The organism is Alcanivorax profundi (assembly GCF_003597125.1).
Lineage (GTDB): Bacteria > Pseudomonadota > Gammaproteobacteria > Pseudomonadales > Alcanivoracaceae > Alcanivorax > Alcanivorax profundi.
Genome location: NZ_QYYA01000001.1, coordinates 366,054 through 387,297, shown reverse-complemented (window position 1 = coordinate 387,297; position 21,244 = coordinate 366,054). Strand labels below are relative to the sequence as shown.

Annotated in this window: 23 protein-coding genes; 11 read left to right on the top strand and 12 right to left on the bottom strand. The window is 55.8% G+C overall.

The window, feature by feature from the left end:
* Positions 1 to 189: 189 nt before the first annotated feature.
* Entirely contained in the window at positions 190 to 939 is a 750-nt protein-coding gene (locus tag D4A39_RS01870; RefSeq protein ID WP_022984527.1) for an SCP2 sterol-binding domain-containing protein, read from the top strand.
* A gap of 26 nt (positions 940 to 965) precedes the next feature.
* Here D4A39_RS01870 and D4A39_RS01865 read toward each other — a convergent pair whose 3' ends face one another.
* A complete protein-coding gene (locus D4A39_RS01865) occupies positions 966 to 1,292 on the bottom strand; it encodes a hypothetical protein (RefSeq protein ID WP_022984526.1) in 327 nt (108 codons plus the stop codon).
* A gap of 204 nt (positions 1,293 to 1,496) precedes the next feature.
* Here D4A39_RS01865 and D4A39_RS01860 point away from each other — a divergent pair, with 204 nt between their 5' ends.
* Entirely contained in the window at positions 1,497 to 2,195 is a 699-nt protein-coding gene (locus D4A39_RS01860; protein WP_022984525.1) for a diguanylate cyclase domain-containing protein, read from the top strand.
* Here D4A39_RS01860 and cmoB read toward each other — a convergent pair.
* The 3 genes from cmoB to D4A39_RS01845 all read right to left on the bottom strand — a co-directional run bounded on the left by cmoB (position 2,175) and on the right by D4A39_RS01845 (position 4,560).
* Positions 2,175 to 3,143 carry a tRNA 5-methoxyuridine(34)/uridine 5-oxyacetic acid(34) synthase CmoB gene (gene cmoB, locus D4A39_RS01855; RefSeq protein ID WP_119917393.1) on the bottom strand — a complete coding sequence of 323 codons (969 nt, stop codon included), beginning with the start codon at positions 3,141 to 3,143 and terminating at the stop codon, positions 2,175 to 2,177. The genes D4A39_RS01860 and cmoB overlap by 21 nt on opposite strands.
* Positions 3,143 to 3,874 (bottom strand): carboxy-S-adenosyl-L-methionine synthase CmoA, encoded by a 732-nt coding sequence (gene cmoA / locus D4A39_RS01850; RefSeq protein WP_022984523.1) that lies wholly within the window; start codon positions 3,872 to 3,874, stop codon positions 3,143 to 3,145. Before cmoA ends, cmoB begins: the two co-directional genes overlap by 1 nt.
* Positions 3,875 to 4,113: 239 nt before the next feature.
* Entirely contained in the window at positions 4,114 to 4,560 is a 447-nt protein-coding gene (locus tag D4A39_RS01845) for a hypothetical protein (RefSeq protein ID WP_022984522.1), read from the bottom strand.
* A gap of 258 nt (positions 4,561 to 4,818) precedes the next feature.
* Here D4A39_RS01845 and D4A39_RS01840 point away from each other — a divergent pair, with 258 nt between their 5' ends.
* Complete coding sequence (locus D4A39_RS01840; RefSeq protein WP_119917392.1) at positions 4,819 to 5,127, top strand: hypothetical protein; 309 nt, start codon at positions 4,819 to 4,821, stop codon at positions 5,125 to 5,127.
* 35 nt (positions 5,128 to 5,162) lie between these two features.
* Here the strand turns inward: D4A39_RS01840 and D4A39_RS01835 are convergent, their stop codons facing one another.
* Entirely contained in the window at positions 5,163 to 7,712 is a 2,550-nt protein-coding gene (locus tag D4A39_RS01835) for a hybrid sensor histidine kinase/response regulator (protein WP_233552385.1), read from the bottom strand.
* 179 nt (positions 7,713 to 7,891) lie between these two features.
* On the opposite strand from D4A39_RS01835, the gene D4A39_RS01830 reads away from it, so the two are divergent.
* The 4 genes from D4A39_RS01830 (at position 7,892) to D4A39_RS01815 (ending at position 11,263) form a co-directional block, all read left to right on the top strand.
* Positions 7,892 to 8,581 (top strand): hypothetical protein, encoded by a 690-nt coding sequence (locus tag D4A39_RS01830; protein ID WP_233552384.1) that lies wholly within the window; start codon positions 7,892 to 7,894, stop codon positions 8,579 to 8,581.
* A gap of 99 nt (positions 8,582 to 8,680) precedes the next feature.
* Complete coding sequence (gene mnmC, locus D4A39_RS01825; RefSeq protein ID WP_119917389.1) at positions 8,681 to 10,546, top strand: bifunctional tRNA (5-methylaminomethyl-2-thiouridine)(34)-methyltransferase MnmC2/FAD-dependent 5-carboxymethylaminomethyl-2-thiouridine(34) oxidoreductase MnmC1; 1,866 nt, start codon at positions 8,681 to 8,683, stop codon at positions 10,544 to 10,546.
* Positions 10,543 to 10,935: an MAPEG family protein gene (locus D4A39_RS01820; protein WP_022984517.1), complete on the top strand. Its 393-nt coding sequence runs from the start codon at positions 10,543 to 10,545 to the stop codon at positions 10,933 to 10,935. The genes mnmC and D4A39_RS01820 overlap by 4 nt, the downstream gene beginning before the upstream one ends.
* A 91-nt stretch (positions 10,936 to 11,026) precedes the next feature.
* The gene (locus D4A39_RS01815) at positions 11,027 to 11,263 is read left to right on the top strand and encodes a YheU family protein (RefSeq protein ID WP_119917388.1); all 237 of its coding nucleotides are present in this window, start codon (positions 11,027 to 11,029) and stop codon (positions 11,261 to 11,263) included.
* A gap of 138 nt (positions 11,264 to 11,401) precedes the next feature.
* On the opposite strand, the gene D4A39_RS01810 is transcribed toward D4A39_RS01815, so the two are convergent.
* The 3 genes from D4A39_RS01810 to D4A39_RS01800 form a co-directional block, all read right to left on the bottom strand.
* Complete coding sequence (locus D4A39_RS01810) at positions 11,402 to 11,830, bottom strand: hypothetical protein (protein ID WP_031226071.1); 429 nt, start codon at positions 11,828 to 11,830, stop codon at positions 11,402 to 11,404.
* A 247-nt stretch (positions 11,831 to 12,077) separates the two neighbouring features.
* Positions 12,078 to 12,788, bottom strand: coding sequence for a phosphoadenylyl-sulfate reductase (locus D4A39_RS01805; protein WP_022984514.1), 711 nt, complete (start codon positions 12,786 to 12,788; stop codon positions 12,078 to 12,080).
* A 141-nt stretch (positions 12,789 to 12,929) separates the two neighbouring features.
* Positions 12,930 to 13,442 (bottom strand): outer membrane beta-barrel protein, encoded by a 513-nt coding sequence (locus D4A39_RS01800; protein WP_022984513.1) that lies wholly within the window; start codon positions 13,440 to 13,442, stop codon positions 12,930 to 12,932.
* Positions 13,443 to 13,714: 272 nt separating this feature from the next.
* On the opposite strand from D4A39_RS01800, the gene D4A39_RS01795 reads away from it, so the two are divergent.
* Entirely contained in the window at positions 13,715 to 14,125 is a 411-nt protein-coding gene (locus tag D4A39_RS01795; protein WP_233552383.1) for a DUF4168 domain-containing protein, read from the top strand.
* Positions 14,126 to 14,179: 54 nt separating this feature from the next.
* Here the strand turns inward: D4A39_RS01795 and D4A39_RS01790 are convergent, their stop codons facing one another.
* The 3 genes from D4A39_RS01790 to D4A39_RS01780 all read right to left on the bottom strand — a co-directional run bounded on the left by D4A39_RS01790 (position 14,180) and on the right by D4A39_RS01780 (position 18,323).
* A complete protein-coding gene (locus tag D4A39_RS01790) occupies positions 14,180 to 16,132 on the bottom strand; it encodes a ligand-gated channel protein (RefSeq protein WP_119917635.1) in 1,953 nt (650 codons plus the stop codon).
* Positions 16,133 to 16,254: 122 nt separating this feature from the next.
* Positions 16,255 to 17,616: a sensor histidine kinase gene (locus D4A39_RS01785; protein ID WP_022984510.1), complete on the bottom strand. Its 1,362-nt coding sequence runs from the start codon at positions 17,614 to 17,616 to the stop codon at positions 16,255 to 16,257.
* The gene (locus tag D4A39_RS01780; protein ID WP_022984509.1) at positions 17,613 to 18,323 is read right to left on the bottom strand and encodes a response regulator transcription factor; all 711 of its coding nucleotides are present in this window, start codon (positions 18,321 to 18,323) and stop codon (positions 17,613 to 17,615) included. The genes D4A39_RS01785 and D4A39_RS01780 overlap by 4 nt, the downstream gene beginning before the upstream one ends.
* A 151-nt stretch (positions 18,324 to 18,474) precedes the next feature.
* Between D4A39_RS01780 and D4A39_RS01775 the strand changes: the two genes are divergently transcribed.
* The 3 genes from D4A39_RS01775 to D4A39_RS01765 are packed head-to-tail and all read left to right on the top strand — an operon-like array spanning position 18,475 to position 20,425.
* Entirely contained in the window at positions 18,475 to 19,080 is a 606-nt protein-coding gene (locus D4A39_RS01775; RefSeq protein ID WP_119917634.1) for a PepSY-associated TM helix domain-containing protein, read from the top strand.
* A gap of 11 nt (positions 19,081 to 19,091) precedes the next feature.
* On the top strand, positions 19,092 to 19,580 hold the full coding sequence (locus D4A39_RS01770; protein ID WP_119917386.1) for a DUF2271 domain-containing protein: 489 nt from the start codon (positions 19,092 to 19,094) through the stop codon (positions 19,578 to 19,580).
* Positions 19,581 to 19,618: 38 nt separating this feature from the next.
* Positions 19,619 to 20,425 carry a DUF4198 domain-containing protein gene (locus D4A39_RS01765; protein WP_119917385.1) on the top strand — a complete coding sequence of 269 codons (807 nt, stop codon included), beginning with the start codon at positions 19,619 to 19,621 and terminating at the stop codon, positions 20,423 to 20,425.
* 88 nt (positions 20,426 to 20,513) lie between these two features.
* Here D4A39_RS01765 and pdxJ read toward each other — a convergent pair whose 3' ends face one another.
* Positions 20,514 to 21,242: a pyridoxine 5'-phosphate synthase gene (pdxJ, locus tag D4A39_RS01760; protein WP_022984505.1), complete on the bottom strand. Its 729-nt coding sequence runs from the start codon at positions 21,240 to 21,242 to the stop codon at positions 20,514 to 20,516.
* Positions 21,243 to 21,244 lie beyond the last annotated feature (2 nt).

Sequence of the window (21,244 nt, the reverse complement as noted above, 5' to 3'; positions counted from 1 at the left end):
GCACGCCAAGGCAAACAGATCCCGCTTTCGGTCATCCCGGTCAATAAAGTCAATGTTGTTTATTTATTAAAGTGCATAGTATAGGGAGCTGACTCACCAAATATAAGCAAGATAACGTAATTTTTAGAAACCAGGTGGGCGCGAATAAGCCATTCATGCACCATCAAAGGACAGGAAGCGCCGTCGTTTATGCCTCAAAGTGGTAGTTTTCCCCAGCTTGTTGTGCTTGGCGGACTGGAAAGTGCACTCAATCAGGCACTCACTGGCACCCAGGCCGGTCGCGACAAACTTGCCGCCCTGCACGGCACGGTTGTGCGGGTACGTGCCGAGCGGCCACTGTGGGTACTCTATGTCCTGATCTATGAAGACGGTGTGGAGCTGCTGACCGATTATGAAGGGGCGGTGGACGTTCGCGTACGGGCCCCCTTGGGCGCACTGGTTCACTGGGTGTTTGCCCGCGACCCCCTGAGCGAACAATCTGCAATAAGAATCAATGCCAGTGACGAGCATCTTGCTCGCCTGAATGATCTGATCGAAACCTTTAGCCTCTGGCCACTAATTCGTAACTGGCTGGACGATCATGTCCGTCTCAAGGAGCTGCTTGGCCTGCTACGCCGCGAAGATCCGGTTTGGCTTGAGAAGCTCGCCAGCCTTCCAGCCGAAGTGGGTCAGCTGGCAGAGCAGGTCGCCCGCCAGCAACTATTACAGGAAGATATTCTCGAGGAGTTACAACAACTGCGCGGCGATCTTAAACGCGCGCGCCGGCTGGACCAGTTCTTCAGCCTCACCGGCATGTTGCTGATCCTTTTCTCCGTATTGAAAACCGCAGGACTGTGGGAAACCAGTTGGCATGCATTGCAGCAGGATACGCTGTCGCTAGCCATGCTTAGCCTCGGCATCGCCTGCCTGATCGCACGGCTCGTACCAGGTAAACGCTAACAGCGCGCAGCTTAGCCTTACTTTTCCTAACTGCGGTCCTTGCGGGGACTGCCAAAAATTTGCCCCAAACGCTCACTGACCAGTTCCGCACCGGTACGGGCCAGGCTCCGACTCGCACCCTCCAGCACCTCACGGGAAGGCAAATTCCGTACACCTTCTACCAATCCCCGTCGAACCCCCTCTTCTACCCTCTCGGAAATCACCTGCGCAGCGTTTTCCACTTGCTCATCGAGTTCCTGTTGAAGGTTGTTCCGCAGTCGCGGCTGAAAATAGAAGTGCCCCCAAAACGCAACCACAATCAATGTGATCAATGAACTGCTAATGGCAGTGGCGAACATCCAGAAAATGGACATGGTCCTGACCTCGGTTGAATTTTGAACACCCTAGCCGTTGCCACGCCATAGTGCGTAACAAAGGCCGGCATTGTTGTTAAATAAAGTATGCACCTCATGCCAACCCACAGTGAAGGGACTAGAGTAAAACCCCGTCGGCAGGACGCCGGCGCATTCCGACACAAAGCGAAGGAGCGCATCTTACCCTGAGGTGTAAAGGTGCCAATGACTGTCGCGACAAAAACAAAAAGCCAGCAAAGTCATAGTCAACAGGCCATACGACAAGCCCTCTCTCTTTGCCGCCGGCATCAACAGCCGATAAGCCTGCTCGCCATCGAAATGTCGGAAGTCGCAGCACTGGCCGCCGAAATTGGCCACGAGCGAACCCAGACAGTTACGCAGCATATCGGACGCGTGCTCAATACGCATAAACGCTGCGAAGACATTCTGGTGCGTTACAGTACTGGCAGCATCATGCTTGCCGTTCTCCCTGCCACGCCTGCCACTGGGGCAAACGCTCTGGCCGAACGGTTAATGTCTCAGTTCGAGAAGCCTCTCCAGGTGGATGAATTCCAGATCGAGGTGCCTCTGCGGGTTGGCGTTCACACTTCCGTGGACAACAAACACATCACTGCCAATCGCCTGATCAACGACGCAGTCAAACTGCTGCGCCAGCCAGGCATGCACAACCACATTCTTCTGTCACCACAAACCCAGACACTCCTCGCCAGGGAGGCAGGCCATCCCGGCGAGCACAATATCGTGGAAGAGCTACTCCAACAGCAGCAGGGCAGCAGTACAGCGGCATTTATTGATACCCTCATGCCTGCACTATCGGCCATGGAAGAGCAAGACCGAATGATTCTTGTAGATCGGCTACTGGAGCTTTCTACCCGCAATCCATCACGGCTTGCGTGCCAGTAATACCGCTCGCCGGGGCGCAGGGTACCCTTCAAGGGTGCGAGAGGAATCATGCGGGTCGAGGAAATCCGGTAAGGACTGAAAACGCATCCACTGAGTAGAATGTTGCTCATCTACTGTGGTCACCGCTTCATCAACACAACGTACATCAGTAAAACCGCATCGCTCCAGCCAGAGCTTCAGCATCGCTACGGAGGGCAGAAAAAAAACATTACGCATCACAGCATAACGATCTTCGGGCATCAGCACCGTTCGCTCATCCCCCTCTACCACAAGCGTTTCCAGCACCAGTTCGCCCCCTGCAACAAGCGCGCCTTTGAGCTCCAGAATGTGATCCAGCGGTGAGCGGCGGTGATACAACACCCCCATGGAGAACACCGTGTCGAAATTTTTCTGTTCGGCGGGCAACTCTTCCATTCGCAGAGGAAGAAACCAGACCGGCATTTCAGGCGCATATCGCTTCACTGCCAGATACTGGACCAGAAACAGGATCGTCGGATCGATACCAACCACCTGGCACGCTCCCTCTGCAGCCATACGCCAGCAGTGATAGCCACTTCCACATCCAACATCCAGTACACGGCGTCCAGCCAGGGGCGAGAGATGGGGCGCAACCCGTTGCCATTTCCAGTCAGAGCGCCACTCGGTGTCCACCTGCACTCCGAAAAAGTTGAACGGCCCCTTGCGCCACGGCATCAGCCCTTCCAGCGCGGCTTTGACCGCTTCCTGAGGGTGGCCACCCGACGTCCCGAGCTGCACGGTATCACTCCCCAGCTGGTGCAGGGCGGGCCCGGCTGGCAAGGCCTGCAATGCGGCCATCCAGCGCGCCAGATCGCCATGCGGCTTGTCAATCAACCGGTGACGCGTGAGCTCCAGCAAGACCTGTAATGTCGACGGTGGGAAGGTTCCATTCAGAGCCGTTTCACAGTCATCGAGATACTGTTCAAGCATCAACGCACCGCCAACAGGGACATGAAGTTAAAGCAACGGAACCAGACATGGGTCTCGCGATAACCGGCCTGCTTGAGTCTCGCTTGGTGATCCGCAAGCGTTTCCGGTATTAACACGTTTTCCAGCGCGTTACGCTTCTGGCTGATTTCCAGATCCGAATAGCCATTATTCCGTTTAAAAGCATGGTGCAGTTCGATCTGCAGGGCGTCCTCTCGCGGATCGTCGAATCGGATTTTCTCGGACAATACCAGGATTCCGCCTGGAACCGTTGCCTCAGCCAGGCGTCGAATCAAATCATCTCGTTGTGCCAACGGAATAAACTGCAGGGTAAAGTTGAGCACCGCCATGGAGCAGGGTTCAAACATCAGGGATGTGACATCGGCCTCGGTCAACGTGACGCGGTCGGCCAGGCCCGCCTCTCGCAACAACACACTCGCCTGCTCAATCATGGCCGGGGAATTATCCACCGCGACAATCGGCACCCCGGCATCCCGGGTCAATGCCGCCATGGCCGCCGTCGCAGCCCCCAGTGAACTGCCAAGGTCGTACAGACAGGTTCCCGCCTGAGCGTAGCGCGCCGCCAGCACCCCGATCATGTCAATCATGGTCGGATAGCCGGGCACCGACCGCCGGATCATATCGGGAAACACCTTTACGACGGTTTCATCGAACGAAAACCGGGCTACCTGGTCATGTTCCGTGGCGTAAATACGATCCTGCAGATCTGACATAGCGATCCTGAATAAAGGTCAAGGACGCAATTATAGCTGCCAGACCTCGAACTGTTGAGGGGGCATGACTCCAGAAACCCCGGCCCAGCAACCCCTGCCTGTTCAAGATCGGTGTTAAACCAGGGTGATCTCGGCGGGCCTGCGCAGCCAGGCAAGCTCGACAACAGCCAGCTCCCGGCAACGGCCATAAAAAAGCCCGGCAATGCCGGGCTAAGTGAATGCAGAAAACACGAGGAAAATTATTTCAGGCTCAAACGCAGATTCGGGTTGAAGTCTTCGTCAGCCAGATCGTCCAGATACGCGTTAACAAACTCGCGGGTTTCTCCACTCCCCCGCTGACCAAGACGAGCCATCGCTTCACCAAGGGGCAGCTCTTGACCATCCAGACTTACCGTGGTTCCAGACAGGCTCAAGCCCATATCAATGACCGCATACTCAAGGTTCTCGGCGTGCATACCGTTGACCATCTGTCCAAGTACAGTGCCACCTTCAGCGCAGGAGACGGACAGCAGCTCGGCCCCCGCGGTCAGCGCCACTTCACCACTTTCAATCATTTCGTCAACCAGTGCGCCGTAGGCGCTCTCTTGACTGGCGGCCTGACAAAGACGGCTGGCACTGTCTGACGCCAGCTGGGCTTGAGACACGGATGCAACAGTAGCCAGCAACAACACCATCAACGTACGCATGTGGGATCCCTCGAACCACGATGAAAGAATGAACGAATTATACGAACAAATAGTTACCAGTGGTAACCATTAACCTATAAAAAGGTTTAAATTGTATGACAAAGCAGTCCTTTATTCGTATCACCCAGTCACAATTCTGTCATTTTGGGCCACTACCCTGTGCCGGCCAGCCTTGGAGACAACCCGGCACACCCCTTGCTAGGGCTGGCAAGTGAAGAGAAAAGGTCTCAAGTCCGTCAATGTCAGGAAGCCAGCCGTATGACCAGCCAAACCGTCCCTGCCCCGACTCAGCGCACCATCTTTACTCCTCTTTATCCTCTCATTGCCCTGATTCTGAGTGGCAGCGGCATCTTGCTGGTGACAGACATTCGTCTGCAGTTACTGGGTATGGCTCTGTTCTACAGCGGTCTGCTACTGGCTACGAGCTGTAGTCTCAAACATCTGCTCACACGGCAGCTCCCGCCTATGCCGCTGACCGCCATGCTGGTCCTGCTGTTTAGCGCAGCAGCCTTGTCTCCCGCATTACCGGAATCGATCCAGGACTTGCTGGTTGTCCTCCTCCCCTGATTCGTAATGGTCAGTTCCTGGACGCGGATCACAACTTATGGGGCCATACCCAGAAACTCCGACAGGGCACGCTGTAATGCCGACAGAGACAGCGGTTTAATCAGTTGTCCGGACATACCCGCATCGCGAATCGCCCCGGCTTGCTCCGCCACCGCATGGGCACTGAGCGCAAGAATCAGACAAGGGGACCAATCTTCCTGCCGCTCCAGATCACGAATTTGACGGGCACACTGAAACCCGTCCATAACAGGCATGTCCAGATCCATTAAGACCAGATCAAACTCGCCTAGCGCAGCCCGGTAAGCGTCCAATGCCAGAGCGCCATCCGCCGAGACCTGAATATGGCGAACCCCCAAGCGTTCAAGATAACCCTGTGTCACCATCTGATTGACCGGATTGTCTTCAGCCACCAACACTCGCAATTCTGCAGCGTGATCAGGAACCTGCCTACGCGTCAGAACAGGCGGAATTGACATCGAGACCCCACTGAACAGCATCAGGAGCTCATGGGTCGTCAATACCGAACGGCGCAACAGAGTGACACTCGCGGGCAAGCCCCGCGGTTTTTCATGACGCATCCCCACAAGCAACACCACCTGGATCCCGGGGCACTGCTCAGATGCTCTGGTCAGTTGTTCAGTGAGCGTCGCCTCCGGAGGCAGGCCATTGATCAACAGAACGGCTGCAGGCATCGTCGATGTCGACCTGAACAGCCCCTCCAGAGACTGGACCGCTGCGAATCGAGGGTCGTTATCCAACCAACTGTTCAGATTTCCCTGAACGTCCCATAACCACGCCGAGGGTGCCGCCGAGTGAGCCAGGGGCACAGCCTCCTGCTCAACAGGTAACTGGATTGAAAAGCTGAATCTCGAGCCCTGCCCTGGCGCACTCTTGACGTTGATTTCCCCCCCCATCAGGGACACCAATTCACGACTGATCGACAACCCCAGCCCCGTTCCGCCGTAGTGCCGTGCGGTATCGGGAGAGGCCTGGGAAAAACGCTGAAACAACCGGGACTGCTCTTCCTGACTGAGGCCAATGCCCGTATCAGTCACGGCAAAGGTAAGCAGTGGCGCCTCTGTTGCACTTTGACGGCAGGCAAGAGTCAAAACCACCCTGCCTCGCCGAGTAAATTTTACGGCATTACCCAGCAAATTGATCAGCACTTGCCGCAACCGGATTGCATCTCCCTGCACCACGGAGGGACACCGGTCATCCACATCCAGCAAGACAATCGTGTCATTGTCACTCGCTTGTAGATTGAACATCTCGGCACACTCGACCAGCAGGGAGGGCAAATCGAAGGATTCCGCAACCAGCTCGAGCTTGCCAGCCTCAATCTTGGAGTAATCCAGCACATCGTTCAGCAGCGTATTCAGGGTTCGGCCTGCGGTGTCGATCAGCCCGATATATTCCTGTTGCCGGGGGGAAGGGTCTGTCTCTCTGAGCAGCTCAGCCAGTCCGATCACGCCATTAAGAGGAGTACGAATTTCATGACTCATGCGAGCGAGGAACTGGTCCTTCGCCCGATTTTCTGCTCGGGCGCGAATCGCCCTGGAATTGTAGCGATACAACATAAGAGCAAGCCCGAGAAGCATCGCATAAAGAAGCAGGGCTGCTGCAATTTGCAGGGTATTTCGACGCAGCTGCTGATCAAGATTGGCCTGGTTGAGTCGGTCCGCAAGTTGAAGCAGCATTTCCGACAAGCCGGACAGCGATTGCATGGTCCGATGCCCCCGGTCGTAAGCATCTTCCCACTCAAGCTCCACCCTGGGAGCGAGAATCATTGCCTCCTCAACCCAGCCAAGATAGTTCTCAACTTGCGACTGAATCAGATGCCACTGTTGTTGCAACCGAACAGCACCTGTGCGAGCAACCAACGCCTTGACTTCACTGTCAATAATCGTGATCTGATCGCGTAATTGCTGCCAGGCATTCTCCAGACGCCGGGCATCATTATCGCCCAGATACCCGCCCCGGAAGCTGACATACAATGCCAACGCACGAATCAGGCCAATATTTTCCCTGGCCACCCGAAAGGACCCGAGAGGAAGGGACAGGATTTCATTTGGGCCAAGTCCCTGACTATTGGACAGTTCCGAGACGAAAAGCAAAGTCGACAACGCATTGCTCAACCTCTCGTTCACCTGATTCACATTATCGTACGGCCCAACAACGTCTTCCAGAGGGATACCCGTTTTAACGGTAAGGGTCTGCCAGGCATCACCGAGTAATTCTGCTTGCTCATTCAATCCCGACACATCCCGAGACCTCGCATGACGCAGGAACGCCTGCAATCGACTTTCCGCACGAGCCTGACTGAGATTGTAACGAGAGAGCACTTCCTGGTGCTGGGTATGTATCGTCACGGCAGCAAGATCGCGCATATCGCTGAGAGGATCGAGTGCCACCAGTCCTTCCTGAAAAAGGGACAGGTCATCGGAAGCCATACTGTGGGTCTTCAGCACCAACAATCGTTGCTGTACCAGCATGAATACAGCGATCACAAACGGAACAGAAATAAGCGCCACCAACATGGCAACCGCCTGCCCGCTCTGCAATCCACCTTGTGATGGTCTTTCCATCAATTCGTCCTGAAAGATACAGGGAGTGCATGAATTTACCCGCACGCCCGACCTTGAGAGAGGGGCGTAGTCGATCCCCACCCTCGCCGGTATAAAACGTTGCTACCGCGTTCCGTTGTCCCCGACGGTATTATGCTAACCTCTCGACATTGATCACTGTGTAAAAGATGACCGTGCCAATGAAAACAACAATACACCGCCCAGGCTTTGTCGCTGTTGCCGCCTCTCTGCTGTTATCAATGCTGCTGGGCCAAGGCTGCGCGACGCAATCGGCAGGCTCTGACAGCAATTCTCTGCACGCACAAAGGCTCAACAAGCTGAACACCGGAGCAGACAGCAAACCCAATCTTCCGCAGAGCCTGGCCTCTGAACCTGCGGATCTGGCGCACTTTCACTACCCTGACAGCATTGCAGAAATGACCTTCAGCGGCGAGATCAGTTCCGCCCAGGCCAGAACATTGCGATATCAGCACCCGGAAACCCAAGAATCGCTCTACGTGATTCTCAGTACCCTGCCTGCGGGCTGGCAGGAAATGGACCTGAATCGCTCTGTTGCCAGCTTCTACAGCGAGATCCGTCAACGCAGGGTTCAGCGGGCGCTGAGCAACCCAGCCAATGCACTGACGATTGTCAGCGAAAACCTTGTTGATCTTGAAGGGGCACCGTCCGCACAAGTCCAGATGCGCTGGGTGGAGCCAGGCAAACCCGTCCAAAGCCAGGCTCTCCTGATTACCCGCGAAGAGAATGTCTTTATCCGGATTAACAACGCCAGCTATAAGCAAAATACCCGTTGGTTGCTGCAACAAACCAAACGGGCACTGGCTGAATTCCGGGCAGCACAGCCCAACCCCAAGTCTGACGAGGGGTAAGAACAACACCCTCGCTGCGTCGTCACGCAGGCAAGCCATTTACGACTGCGCTACACTAGCGGGGTATCGACGTCTCCTGCTTTTGGGCTTCTGGCTTACATGACAACAACCATTTTTGCCCCGATTCTCCCTGCCGATCTCGACTGGCAAGGCGATATCCCTGTCGCCAGGGACTATGATGATCCCTATTTTTCCCGGCAGGATGGAATCGCCGAGAGCCGCTATGTATTTCTCAACGGCAACCGTTTGCCGGAACGCTTCTCGACGCTGTCGTCCGGTCAGCTGTTCGTGGTGGGGGAAACCGGTTTTGGTACAGGCCTTAACTGCCTGCTGGCAGCGCAATGCTTCCTGCAGACCGCCCCCCCGCAGGCACACCTGCACCTGGTATCCGTAGAAAAACACCCGTTGACCCTGAAGGATATGCGCACGGCGCTGGCGCACTGGCCGGAATTGGCCTCCCTCGCCAACGCCTTGCTAACGGAATATCCTCCCGCGACGCCAGGTCAACATCGACTCAAGCTTCACCCAAGGATCAGCCTGACACTGCTTTATGGAGAAGCAGAACAGTGCTGGTCACTCTTTCAGCATCCCGTTGATGCCTGGTTTCTGGACGGGTTCGCCCCCGCTTGCAACCCCGATATGTGGCAACCGGCCCTGTTCGCCGAAATGGCCAGACTCAGCCGCCCAGGGACAACGCTGGCCACTTTTACTGCAGCAGGTTTTGTCCGCCGAGGCTTGCAAGAAAGTGGCTTCGTGATGAATAAAAACAAGGGCTTTGGGCACAAGCGGCATATGTTAACCGGGGAAATTCCTCACGGGTCTCCTGCCTCCTGTCCAGCAGACTCACCCAGTGTCATCGTCGTCGGTGCAGGGCTCGCCGGTGCCACCACCGCCCGCGCTCTGGCAGAACGGGGCTGCAAGGTCACGGTCATGGATCCTGACGGCATTGCACAGCATGCTTCCGGGAATCTGGCGGGGGTGGTCTACAGCACCCCAAGTGCCCACCTGACGCCGCAAAACCGCTTCTATCAGCAAAGTTACAGCCACGCCTTACGCTGGTTAGCGCGCCAGGCCTTTCCCCGCGACAAGAGTGACGGACAACTTAACGGTGTCGTGCAGCACTACGTGGATGACAAACAACAGGAGAAACTGACCCAGGCGTTAGAGACAGGCGCCTGGCCTTCCTCCTTGCTCATTGCGCAGGGAGAACACGCAGCCGAACTGGTCGGAGGCGGCTATCTTCGCCCCGCACGATGGTGTCAGCACCTGCTGGATCATGACAACATTCGAATCGAAAAAATTAGCGTCACCGCTGTACACGAAGGCCAACCCGCCACAGTGACACTGGACAACGGACAATCCCGACACGCTGATGCCATTGTGCTGTGCACTGCGGCAAATACCACGACCCTGCCCGGCCTGCAGTGGCTACCACTTAAACTGATTCGGGGACAGGTGAGTTACTGCCAGGCCACCGAGGCTTCGCGCCTCTGGCAGCAGGCGCAATGCCATGGCGGCTACCTGACGCCCGCGCTGGATGACCTGCACTGTGTTGGCGCCACCTTTGATCTTCACAATGATTCGCCTGTAACCAGTGAGAAGGATGATCAGGCCAATCTGGCACAGCTTGAACGCTATCTCCCACGGCTTTGGCTGGAGCTGGGTGGCCAACAAATCAACATCGTGGACCGGCGCGTGGCATTTCGGTGCCAAAGCCTGGATTTCCTGCCCCTTTGCGGCCCTCTGCCCGTTGCCACCGAGAATCCCCACCGCCCTGCCACTGGCCTCTACTTGAATCTGGCCCATGGCAGCCGCGGGATTACCGGCACCCCCTTGTGCGCCGACCTGATTGCCGATCTGATCTGCAAACATCCTTTGCCCGTTGATCAACAACTGGTTGACGCCCTCGCACCAGAACGGTTTATTGTGCGCAAACGTAAAAAACAATCAGGATGGACACCATGAACCTTGTCAGCTTGCCAATCACCGCCATCTACGCCGCATTGTGCGGCTTTCTTGTCATCGCCCTGGCCGCCAACGTGGTGCGTTTTCGCCTGGGCAAAAAAGTATCGCTGGGTGATGGCGGGCACAAGGATGTGAATCGAGCCATTCGCGCCCACGGCAACACCATGGAATATGTGCCACTCGCCTTGCTGCTGATGGCCCTTCTGGAAATCAACGGCGGCGGCGATACTGCACTGCATATCTATGGCGCGCTGTTACTTGGTGGCCGCCTGCTGTATGCCTACGGCATGCTGGTACCCAGAAGCAGTGCCAACCCCCCTCGCCAACTCGGCATTGTGACCAGCTGGATTGTCATTATCGGCACCGGAATTCAATTGCTGGTGATCTAGTTGCACGTTCGAGGGGGTAATCTTCAAGGTGCATACCAACCCCCCTCGGTTTTGGTGTTAGCTATTCACTATTAACTGTTCATTGATTTTTATGCCCATTATTGTCCCCTGGAAAGACATTCCCGCCGCCACCCTCGACAACCTGATCGAGGAATTCGTCACCCGTGACGGCACCGACTACGGTGACACCGAAATCCTCACCGCCACCAAAGTCGAACAGGTCCGCCAGCAACTCAAGCGGGGCGAAGCGTTTGTGGTGTTTGATGAGGCTACAGAGAGTGTGGGAGTGATGGGGAAGGAGCAGGCGGATGAGGCAGTTAACGATTAACAGTGAATACTGAACAGTTGCGCGAGCAACTTTTTTAGTTTTTGAACGTACGAGGCCGCGCCCAGAATCTGAGCGCGGCCTCGTACGGTGATCAACCCCAGGTCGCTTTCGCGACGCTGTTAACTATTCACTGTTAACTCAAGAAATCGCCCCCTCACGCGCCCACTCACACCTCACCCTCAAGGGCATGTCTGAGGGCTCATGGTAAACGTCGGCGCTGTCCCAGACGAAGGTGTGGAAGCCGGAAAGTTCGGTCTCCAGATGCACGACGGCATTGACCCAATACATGTTTTTGAGCAGAGATTCGAATTTGGCGACCCAGTGCTCCCATTCATATTCCACTGCACGGTACGACATGCCAAAGTGAATCACCTGGGTCTGAAACGTCCCCCCCATCAGATCATCACCCGGCACAGAAAACATCTCACGGCAGAGGAAGGGCCACTCGTCCGCCTGGGGTAACTGGCGTATGGCACGACGGTTGTGAAAGCAGCTGGCCTTGCGCTCCTGTAAAGAGCCAAACGGCAAATGCTTGATGCAACCGTAAACGATGGACTCGTTATCCAAAAAACACCCCAACGAACAGAATCAAGCGACAAGCTTACCGTGACCCGGCTACAAAAATACAGGGACTGGCTCGCTTTTCCCTTCGCACCCTGTGTTTGTTCGATTGTCTGTTTTCCCATTGCCCATAGCGAGGAAACGGACGATAGGCGGGGATTGCGCAAGATTGTGCGAGCGCTCGACAGGACAAATGCCTCCACTCAAAGAAACGGGCGCCTTTGGCGCCCGTTGTCTGCAACAGCATGCAACCTTAAAGGTGGATACCACATTCGGTCTTGTTGTTGCCCTTCCAGCGACCGTCGCGGCCTTCGCCCTTGAAGGTACAGTGGCTGCAACCGATGGACTCATAGCCTTCTTCCACCAGAGGATGAAACGGCAGGTCATGCTCGCGGATGTAATCGTCGCGTTGCTCCTTGGTCACGTCGATCATCGGGTTGAACTTGATCATCCCTCGACGCTCTTCAAAAATTTCCAGGCCGGAGCGATGCTCGGTGGTCCAGCCCATCAGGCTGGAAATCCACAAGTCATAGTTTTCCTTGGCTTCTTCCAGCGGATTAACCTTGTTCACCTGACAGCACAGATCAGGATCGGTCTCCCACATGCGGTTTTCCAATGAAACCTGGTGGTGGTCCGGGTCCGGTTTGACATCAATGACACTCAACCCAAACCGATCAACCAAATAATCCTTGTACTCCATTGTTTCCCCGAAATGGTAACCGGTATCAATGAAATGGATCGGCTGCTGCGGGCGAATAGTGGAGATGATGTGCAGGAAGTACGCTGAGGTCGCCGCAAAAGAAGACGTCACCATGATTCGCTCAGGGGCAAAATCTTCATAGACACGACGTATGCGCTCGGCAAAGCTCAGCGGACGGTATACACGGTTCAGCTCTGCCAGGGCGTCTTTGGACAGTCCGGCAGTATTGTCCCCGAAACGTGTGATCAGCTGTGCACTTCCCATGATTCGCTAAACCTCATAATCCTGTTGGCGAGTGGTCATGATAGGGGGTGCGCGAAGATTATAAAGGAATAAATAGTGATAGTTTTATGCTGAAGAAGAATATGGTGCGAAGCCGAAAGAAGTAGACCCCGCACCCGCAGACTAGAAGAAATAGCTGACCCCTAGTCCCATAAGCTCTTGTTTTCCAAAATCATTATCAATAAGACGAAGGTATTCCAAATTGACTGTCATGGAATCGCTAACGCCCATATCAACGCCCCCGCCGAAGCCAGCGCCGTCATCACGCACCATTTCATCATCAAATTCGTTCTCGACATAGCTGTAGCCTCCAACCAGATAAGGGGCCACCGCCCACGGGACGGGGGGGGTCAGCCTTGCGTAGACACCATAGTAGACATCATTTTCCACCGTAATCCCGCGATAGGTATCTTCGTCCGGAGCCTTGCCCAACCGCACTTCCCCGCTGACAAGCTCATGAAACACCATGCCTGCCCGCAGCGTCAGACCGGTCAGCTCTGCGTCACTTACCGCGCCCCGATCTATGCGCATCATGTTGGCCTGGGCCCCCAGATAGGTTTCCGCCTGAACTGCGCCGGGCAAAATCAGCGCCGATATCACTCCTGCGACGCTCTTCATCTTCAATGAAATCTGCATCCTGCACTCCTGTCATTGTGGTTGTTATCAGGGCTCTGGCAGCCTCTCCTGCTGCAAACTCCATTGAACCTGTGACTCCCTGTAATGAAAAGCCGGAAAGTGTTACCTGTGTGCAATTCTATTTGCCTGAGCGAGAAGCGGTTCACCCCTCACGATTCGTTTACATTTCCACAGGAACTTGTGCTCTCGTTATGGTCGTAGCGTTTAGGATCCGGTGGCAATTTCATACCGCCGGATAAATGCTCCCTACCGGGAGCCCTGACTGGAGATGTATGATGAACAAAACCATGACTACGCTCTCTGCCTTACTGCTATCAGCCACCTTTGCAGTCCAGGCCGATGCACAGCAACCCGCCACCCCGAACTCGCAGGGCACCCCGAGCCCACAGCAAACACCAATGCAAACGCCTGAGTTACCCAAAGCATCCGAGTTTTCAGAAAAGGATCTGGAAGCCTTTGCCGATGCGCAGCAGCAAATGGGTGAAATACAGCAGAAATACTCTGACAAGCTCATGGCCAACAGAGACAAGCCTGAGGAAGCCATCAAAGTACAACGCAACGCCCAGCAGGAAATGGTCCAAGCCGTAAAAGAAAGCGGTCTGGAGTTGAAGACTTACAACCAGATTGCGCAGCTGGCTCAATATGACGCGGAGTTCCGCGCCCGCATCCAGGAAATGATGTGAGTCAGAACCAACAACGCCGGCTATCGCCGGCGTTGTTAACCTGCATTAAGACAATCAGAAATCGACCTGCACCCCCAGCCAGTAACGTCGACCATCCTCGACGTAACCGTATTCATCCTGGAAGATTTCCTTGTCCGCCAGATTATAAATCCCGGTATTCAATTTTGCCGTCGGGCTTAACTGGAAACCCACCCCAGCATCGACAAGGGTGTTGGATGGCGCAATGATGGCACTGTTTGACGGACCGGTAGTCGGCTGGCTTTCTTCGCCACGGTAACGCACCGTCGCCCAGGGAGAGAGCATTGCTGTCGCTTGCCAGTCAAGCTGCAGACTGGCCAGATGCTTGGGCAGCTGGTTAAGCGGCTCCCCCTCGTACTCTCCCGACTTTTGCTCGGAATCGGTGTAGGTGTAGCTCAGGTTCACCGACAACACCTTGGCAAGGGTGGACGACAGGGCAAACTCCACCCCTTGGGTTTCAGCCTCGTCGACATTGACCCGATAGGTCGGGTCAGAGCCAAAATCGTTTGGACCATCGGTACAGATTTCAATCGGGCAGGCAATACGGGTAATTTTGTCTTCAAAATCCGTATGAAATACCGTCACGTTAGCCATTAGCGCCCGTCCCGCATTAAAGTACAGACCTAACTCCTGGTTAATCGAGGTTTCCGGTTGCAGGTCAGGATTACCATAAATATTGCCACCTCGACTCACCTGCCCCCAGTCTGGAATCACTTCTCGCAAAGACGGAGAACGGAAACCCGTAGACACCCCGCCTTTCAATGTCCAGCGCGGACTGAATCCCCAAACGCCATAGACTCTCGGGCTCACATGACTACCGTAATTCTCATCGTCATCGACCCGGGCACCAGCGGTCACCGAAAATGCGTCTGTGAGCATCCATTCATCTTCAACGAAGAAGGCCCATTTGGAGTTCTCCACCTTGTTTCGCTCAGAAATACGGTTGGAGGTGTCGTCTCGCAGTTTTTCCTTTGTGAAATCAGCGCCGACCGTCAGCATGTGATTGCCAAGCGGCATCAGCAAAGAGGTTTTGGCATTATCATTGGTGATAATCATCTCACGGGTTGTATTCTCAGCCCGCTCACGCTGCAGATACGTTTCTGACGTCCCAATGCCCCAGCGCCCGGTATGCTGAACGGAAAAGGCCTCACGGGTATGCTCATTGAAAGAATCTGTACAACCGCCGCGACATCCGGTGCTGGCAGCACTGCGCCCCATCAGCGATTGTCTTTCATCAACGCTGGTGCTTGCCTCGATGGAGAAGTCATGATTTTCTGTCGGAGTAAGGCTTAACCGGGCATTCAGGTTCTTCAGGTCTTTCTGTTCATAGCCGTCCACAAAAAGGTCTTCCTCACGGTTATAAAACCCACCGTAGACCTGCAGCCCCGCAAGCCCTTCCTTGAGCGGGCCACTCATACTGAAGTTACCCTGGGTAATATCCCCGGAGCGGGAATCATCCTGGATAATTGTGTCCAGCTGGGCGGTGCCTCCCCACTTGTCGGCGACCTTGCGGGTGATGATGTTAATTACCCCCCCCATAGCGTCGGAACCATACAGGGTCGACATGGGCCCGCGAATCACCTCTACCCGCTCGATGCTCTGCACGGGCGGCAGCCAGCTCTGCTCGAAGCCAGCACTACCATTGGGGCGAGTCTCACGGGTAGAGACCGGCTTGCCATCGACCAGAATCAGAGTATAAGAGGCGGGCATGCCACGAATGACGATATCTGTACCGTTGTCGCCTGCTCCTCCCCCCGTGACAACCACGCCAGGCACATCACGAAGAACATCCGTCACGTCCTGATAATAACGCTCCTCGATCTGCTCACGACTGATCACACTAATAGACGCCGGCGCATCTTCGACCTGCTGTACGTAGCCGCCAGCCGTGACAGAAACCTGCCCCAGCTCGTAGGCTTCTTGCTGATCATCAGCCCATACCGTAGCGCTTGCAGTCGCTACCCCCAGAGCCAAAACCCCCATGCGCATCGCCATACTCCTCATCTCCTTGCATTTACCCCAAACAGAAACAGGAAGGTCCAGCGGGAACTGAACCCTATTCAGGCACGCATGATATTAATTCTTATTTGCAAATAAAGGGGATTTACATTCTATACAGGAGGGGAAGCAGGAAGCCGAATGTGTATTTTCAAACCCGGAGTTGCGTTCTCTGCCCACATATCACCCTCCAGGCGCCTCACTGCTCGCAACGCGATACTGAGGCCAAGGCCGAACCCGCTTTCTTTTCGCGCCGCATCCAGCCTGACAAAAGGATCAAAAATGCTCTCAAGGCTTGAGACAGGAACACCCGGCCCTTGATCCGTCAGGGTCAGATGCCAATTCCCTCCCTCACAAACACCATCCAGAACAATCTGCCCGTCAGCAGGAGAATGCCTTATCGCGTTTCGGACAAGATTCTCAAACACCTGAGCCAATATATTAAGGTGCCCTTTTATCGTCGCTTCATTGGCAAGAAGACACGGAAAACGCCACTTCTCCCAGCCGCTTTCAAAGCACGCATTGTCGATAACCAGATCCCACAAGGCGACGACAGAAAGGGGCTGAAGCTGATCCTTCTCCACGGCGGTATCCTGCCAGCCAAGCGCGAGAGTATCGTCCACCAGAGCCTGCATACGGACCAGTTCAGCCGAGACTCTATCCCGTAACGCGGTTTCATCCATACGGGACTCAAGGGCGACCGACAGACGACTGAGAGGGGTACGGAGCTCGTGGGACATGTCGTTCAGCAGCTGTCGTTGAGTGGCCAGCATGGCTGAAACCTGATCCGCCATGCGGTTGAAACTTCGGGCTAAATCACCGAACTCATCCCGCCGATCGCTCAGTGGCGGGTCGACTCTCGCACGGGTATCGTCCTTGAACGCCAACACCTGTTTCTGAAGCGCTCTCAGGGGCACCCTGACTCGCCAGAACAACAACAAACCAAGGGCAAAAGAAGACAAACCAGGAATCAGAATCAGCAGTACCGTTTCCAGATAAGGCCAATAACCACCAGGCCGCAGGCGCGGCGGCAACTGAATCAGCAAGCGGCCGTCTTCTGCGTTGTCCGGAAAGGGAATACCAACATATGGCATCCGCTTCCCGTAACGGAAGCTCATGCCACTGCGCAAACTACGCTGAAACCGTAATCCGCCCCGCTCACTTGCGGTCAGGGGGATACCGCTCAGGGACTGGTCGCGGGAATCAACGACGGCAATATCACCGACTTCCCGCTCGCGCATGTAAGCAAGCCATGCCGCCACGCCGGTTTCACCACCCTCGCGCCAGGCACGCTGGGCATCCCTGGCATAGGCTGTCAGTTCTGCCTTCGCCGGTTCGCTTAATCGTTGGGCATCACTTCGCAGCTCGCCTAACAACCACGAGCCAGCCATCATTGTGATCACCGCCGTGGGAATCAGAACGACAACAAGGCGCCACAGCAGACGGTGACGGTAGAGAGGCGAGATGAAACTCACAAGTGTTCAGTAATCAGGGTGTACCCCTGCCCCCAAACAGTCCGTACCGGAGAGTCCGGGAGCCCACCTTGACGCAACTTCCTGCGCAAATGACTAACATGCAGATCCAGACTGCGATCATGCCTGCCGCAACCACGATGGAGCACTGCCTGATAGAGAAATGGCTTGCTGAGCACCTGCTCGCGATGCTCAAGCAGGACCTGAAGCAACCGGAATTCAGTGGTCGTTAGTCCAAGATCATCCCCGTTGTAGAGGGCAATCTGCTCAGCGTCATTGAGGTGAAGTCCACCACTCTCCTCAACCCGGGCACGCAGATTGCGTTCCATCGCGACCCTGCGCAGAACCACATCTATTCTGACGCCAAGCTCTGTCATGCTGAAGGGTTTCGGCAGATAGTCGTCAGCCCCACTGATCAAACCGCGAATCCGGGCCTCTTCATCCCCCAACGCCGAAACCACAATAACCGGCACCGGGCATTGCTTTCGTAGCTCAGCCAACAGTTCGAGGCCATTCAGCCCGGGCAACAGGATATCAAGAAGCACCAGATCATATTGCCCACTGGCCGCCTCACCGAGGCCCACAGCCCCATCGGCGCAAAGGGAAACCTGGTACTTCCTGTCGGAGAGAAAATCCCGCAAGTGCCCACCAAGGACGGCATCGTCCTCAATGATAAGAAGTCGGGCGGGAAGCTGGGCAAAGGCATTCATCCGCAAATGATAAGAATTACTATTCGCATAATCCAGTTTTTTATTGAACAAAATTCATTGCCCTCCTGCTTACATTCTTTACGCCTCATCACCTGTATAGCTATAACCATTCTCATTAACATCCCTGCTCACTCTGGACATGGGTCTCAACGTGAACAAGAAGCGCAAGGCCTTCTGGCTGAAACAACTCCACCAGTGGCACTGGGTCAGTTCCGCACTCTGCCTGATCAGCCTGCTGTTGTTCAGTATTACCGGCATCACCCTGAACCATGCCAACGATATCCCGGCAGACCCGGTCACCCGGCCCCTGGAAGGCCAGCTGCCCGACTCCCTTCTGATCGTGCTGAACCAACGGCAATCCGGGCCGCTACCGGCTCCGGTTCAACAATGGCTGGACCAGGAGTTCGCCCTCGACAGCACCGGCAAAGAGGCCGAATGGGCCCCCGATGAAGTCTATGTCGCCCTGCCCCGCCCCGGCGGGGACGCCTGGCTGGCCATTACTCTCGATAGCGGCGAGCTCATGGGGGAAGTCACCGACCGGGGCTGGATTGCCTTTTTCAACGATCTGCATAAGGGACGGCACACTGGCACGGTGTGGTTCTGGTTTATCGACGTTTTTGCCGTCGCCAGCCTGCTGTTCGCCCTTACAGGCCTTGGCCTGATGTTTCTTCATGCCAAACGGCGGCCTGCCACCTGGCCGGTCACACTGGCCGGCCTTGTGATCCCGTGGTTATTGATCATTTTCTTCATGCATTAAAGGACAACGCCATGCGTGTACTGACAACCCTGTGTCTCACCCTGCTGGCCGGCCATTCCCTGGCCGCCAGTTTCAATGTGGAAGTGGAAGTGCCCCGCTTGCGGGTAGCCGAATACCACGCCCCGTATGTGGCCTTCTGGATAGAAAACCCGGACCGCAGCACGATTGTGCCGCTGGGCCTGTGGTACGACGACCAGGAAAAGTGGCTCAAGGACATTCGTCAGTGGTGGCGACGCACTGGCCGTGGCCAGTCCAGGCCCTATGACGGCCTGACAGGCGCGACCCGGCCACCCGGCAGCCACAGCGTGGATTTCGCTGAACTCGACGCGCTGAAAGCACTGCCCGCAGGCGACTACGAACTGGTGGTAGAAGCCGCCCGGGAAGTGGGCGGACGGGAGGTGCTGCGGCTGCCCTTCAGCTGGCCCGCAGACCAGGCCCAGAACCAAACCGTTAACGGCAGCAACGAATTGGGCACGGTCACCCTGACCATCACGCCCTGACCCGGAACCACACCCAGAACAGGATGAAGGAGAGAATTATGCGTTCCCTGATCAAACACCTTGGCCTGGCCACCCTGCTGGCCACAGCCATGCCCGCGCAGGCCCACAAACTGTGGCTGCTCCCCAGCCACACCGCGGTATCCGAGCCCCAGTGGATCACCGTGGATGCCAGCATCTCCAACGAGATTTTTGGTTTTGAGCGCGCCTACCCGGTAGACGGCGTGGAAGTCACCGGTCCGGATGGCAAGCCTGCTGCGGTGGACCATGTGACCCAGATGCACACCCGCTCCGTATTCGACGTAGAACTGGAGCAGGAAGGCAGCTATCGCATCGCCGTGGCCAAGCCCGGTTACTTCCTGATGTATGAAGTGGACGGCGAGCGCAAGCGGGGCCGTGGCAACGACGTCGACAAGATGCTGGCCGAACTGCCCAAGAACGCCAGCAATGTGAAGCTGATGGAAGTCCACAACCGTCTGGAGACCTTTGTCACCCTGGGGGCCCCGAACAAGACCGCGCTTGAGCCCACCGGCAAGGGGCTGGAGCTGGAAATGCTGACCCACCCCAATGACCTCTATGCTGGTGAAACAAGCCGATGGCGCCTGCTGGTGGACGGCAAACCCGCCCCGGAACTGAAAGTAGAACTGGTACCCGGTGGCACCCGCTATCGTGACAGCCAGGAAGACTGGAGTGTGACCAGTGACAAGAAAGGGGTTGTCGAAATCACCTGGCCCTCCGCAGGCCGTTACTTCCTGGAAATTGGCACCAGTGACAACAAAACGGTCCACAAGAAAGCAGAGCAACGCCGCCTGCAATACCTTGGGACCTTCGAAGTACTGCCAATGTAATGACACCGGGCGCCCGGCACCCGGAGGCTGAGACAAAAAACCTCCGCTCCCGATAAGGGGCGGAGGTTTTTTTCTGGCTTCCCGTTACTCAAGAAGCCTGATCGATCAACTCGCGCATGTCTTTTACGGCCTGGTGAAGGCCACTGATCACCGCACGGGCAATGATGCCATGGCCGATGTTCAGCTCGTTCATTCCGGGAATTGCCGCGATAGGCAACGTGTTGTGATAGTGCAAACCGTGGCCGGCGTTAACCACCAGCCCCAACTCCAGCGCCAGCGCTGTTGCCTCACGAATACGCTTGAGCTCTGCGGCCTGCACGTCGGAGCTGGTGGCATCGGCATAGTGACCGGTATGAATTTCTATGGTGGGCGCACCACATTCACTGGCCGCGCGAATCTGTGCCGGATCCGCATCGATAAATAGCGACACATCGATACCGGCGTCCGCCAGGGTATTGCAGCACCGCGCAATCCACGCCTGATTGCCGACCACATCCAGCCCGCCTTCGGTGGTCAACTCCTCGCGCTTTTCTGGCACCAGACAACAATGTGCCGGCTGGACACGGGTCGCGATAGCAACCATTTCTTCCGTGGCGGCCATTTCCAGATTCATGCGTGTCTGCAGGGTCTGCGCCAGCAGCTCTACATCACGGTCATTGATATGACGACGGTCTTCACGCAAATGCACAGTAATGCCATCGGCCCCCGCCTGCTCTGCCACCAACGCCGCCTGCACCGGTTCCGGGTAACGGGTACCACGGGCCTGACGCAGGGTCGCCACATGATCAATGTTCACACCAAGCAATACTTTGGACATGG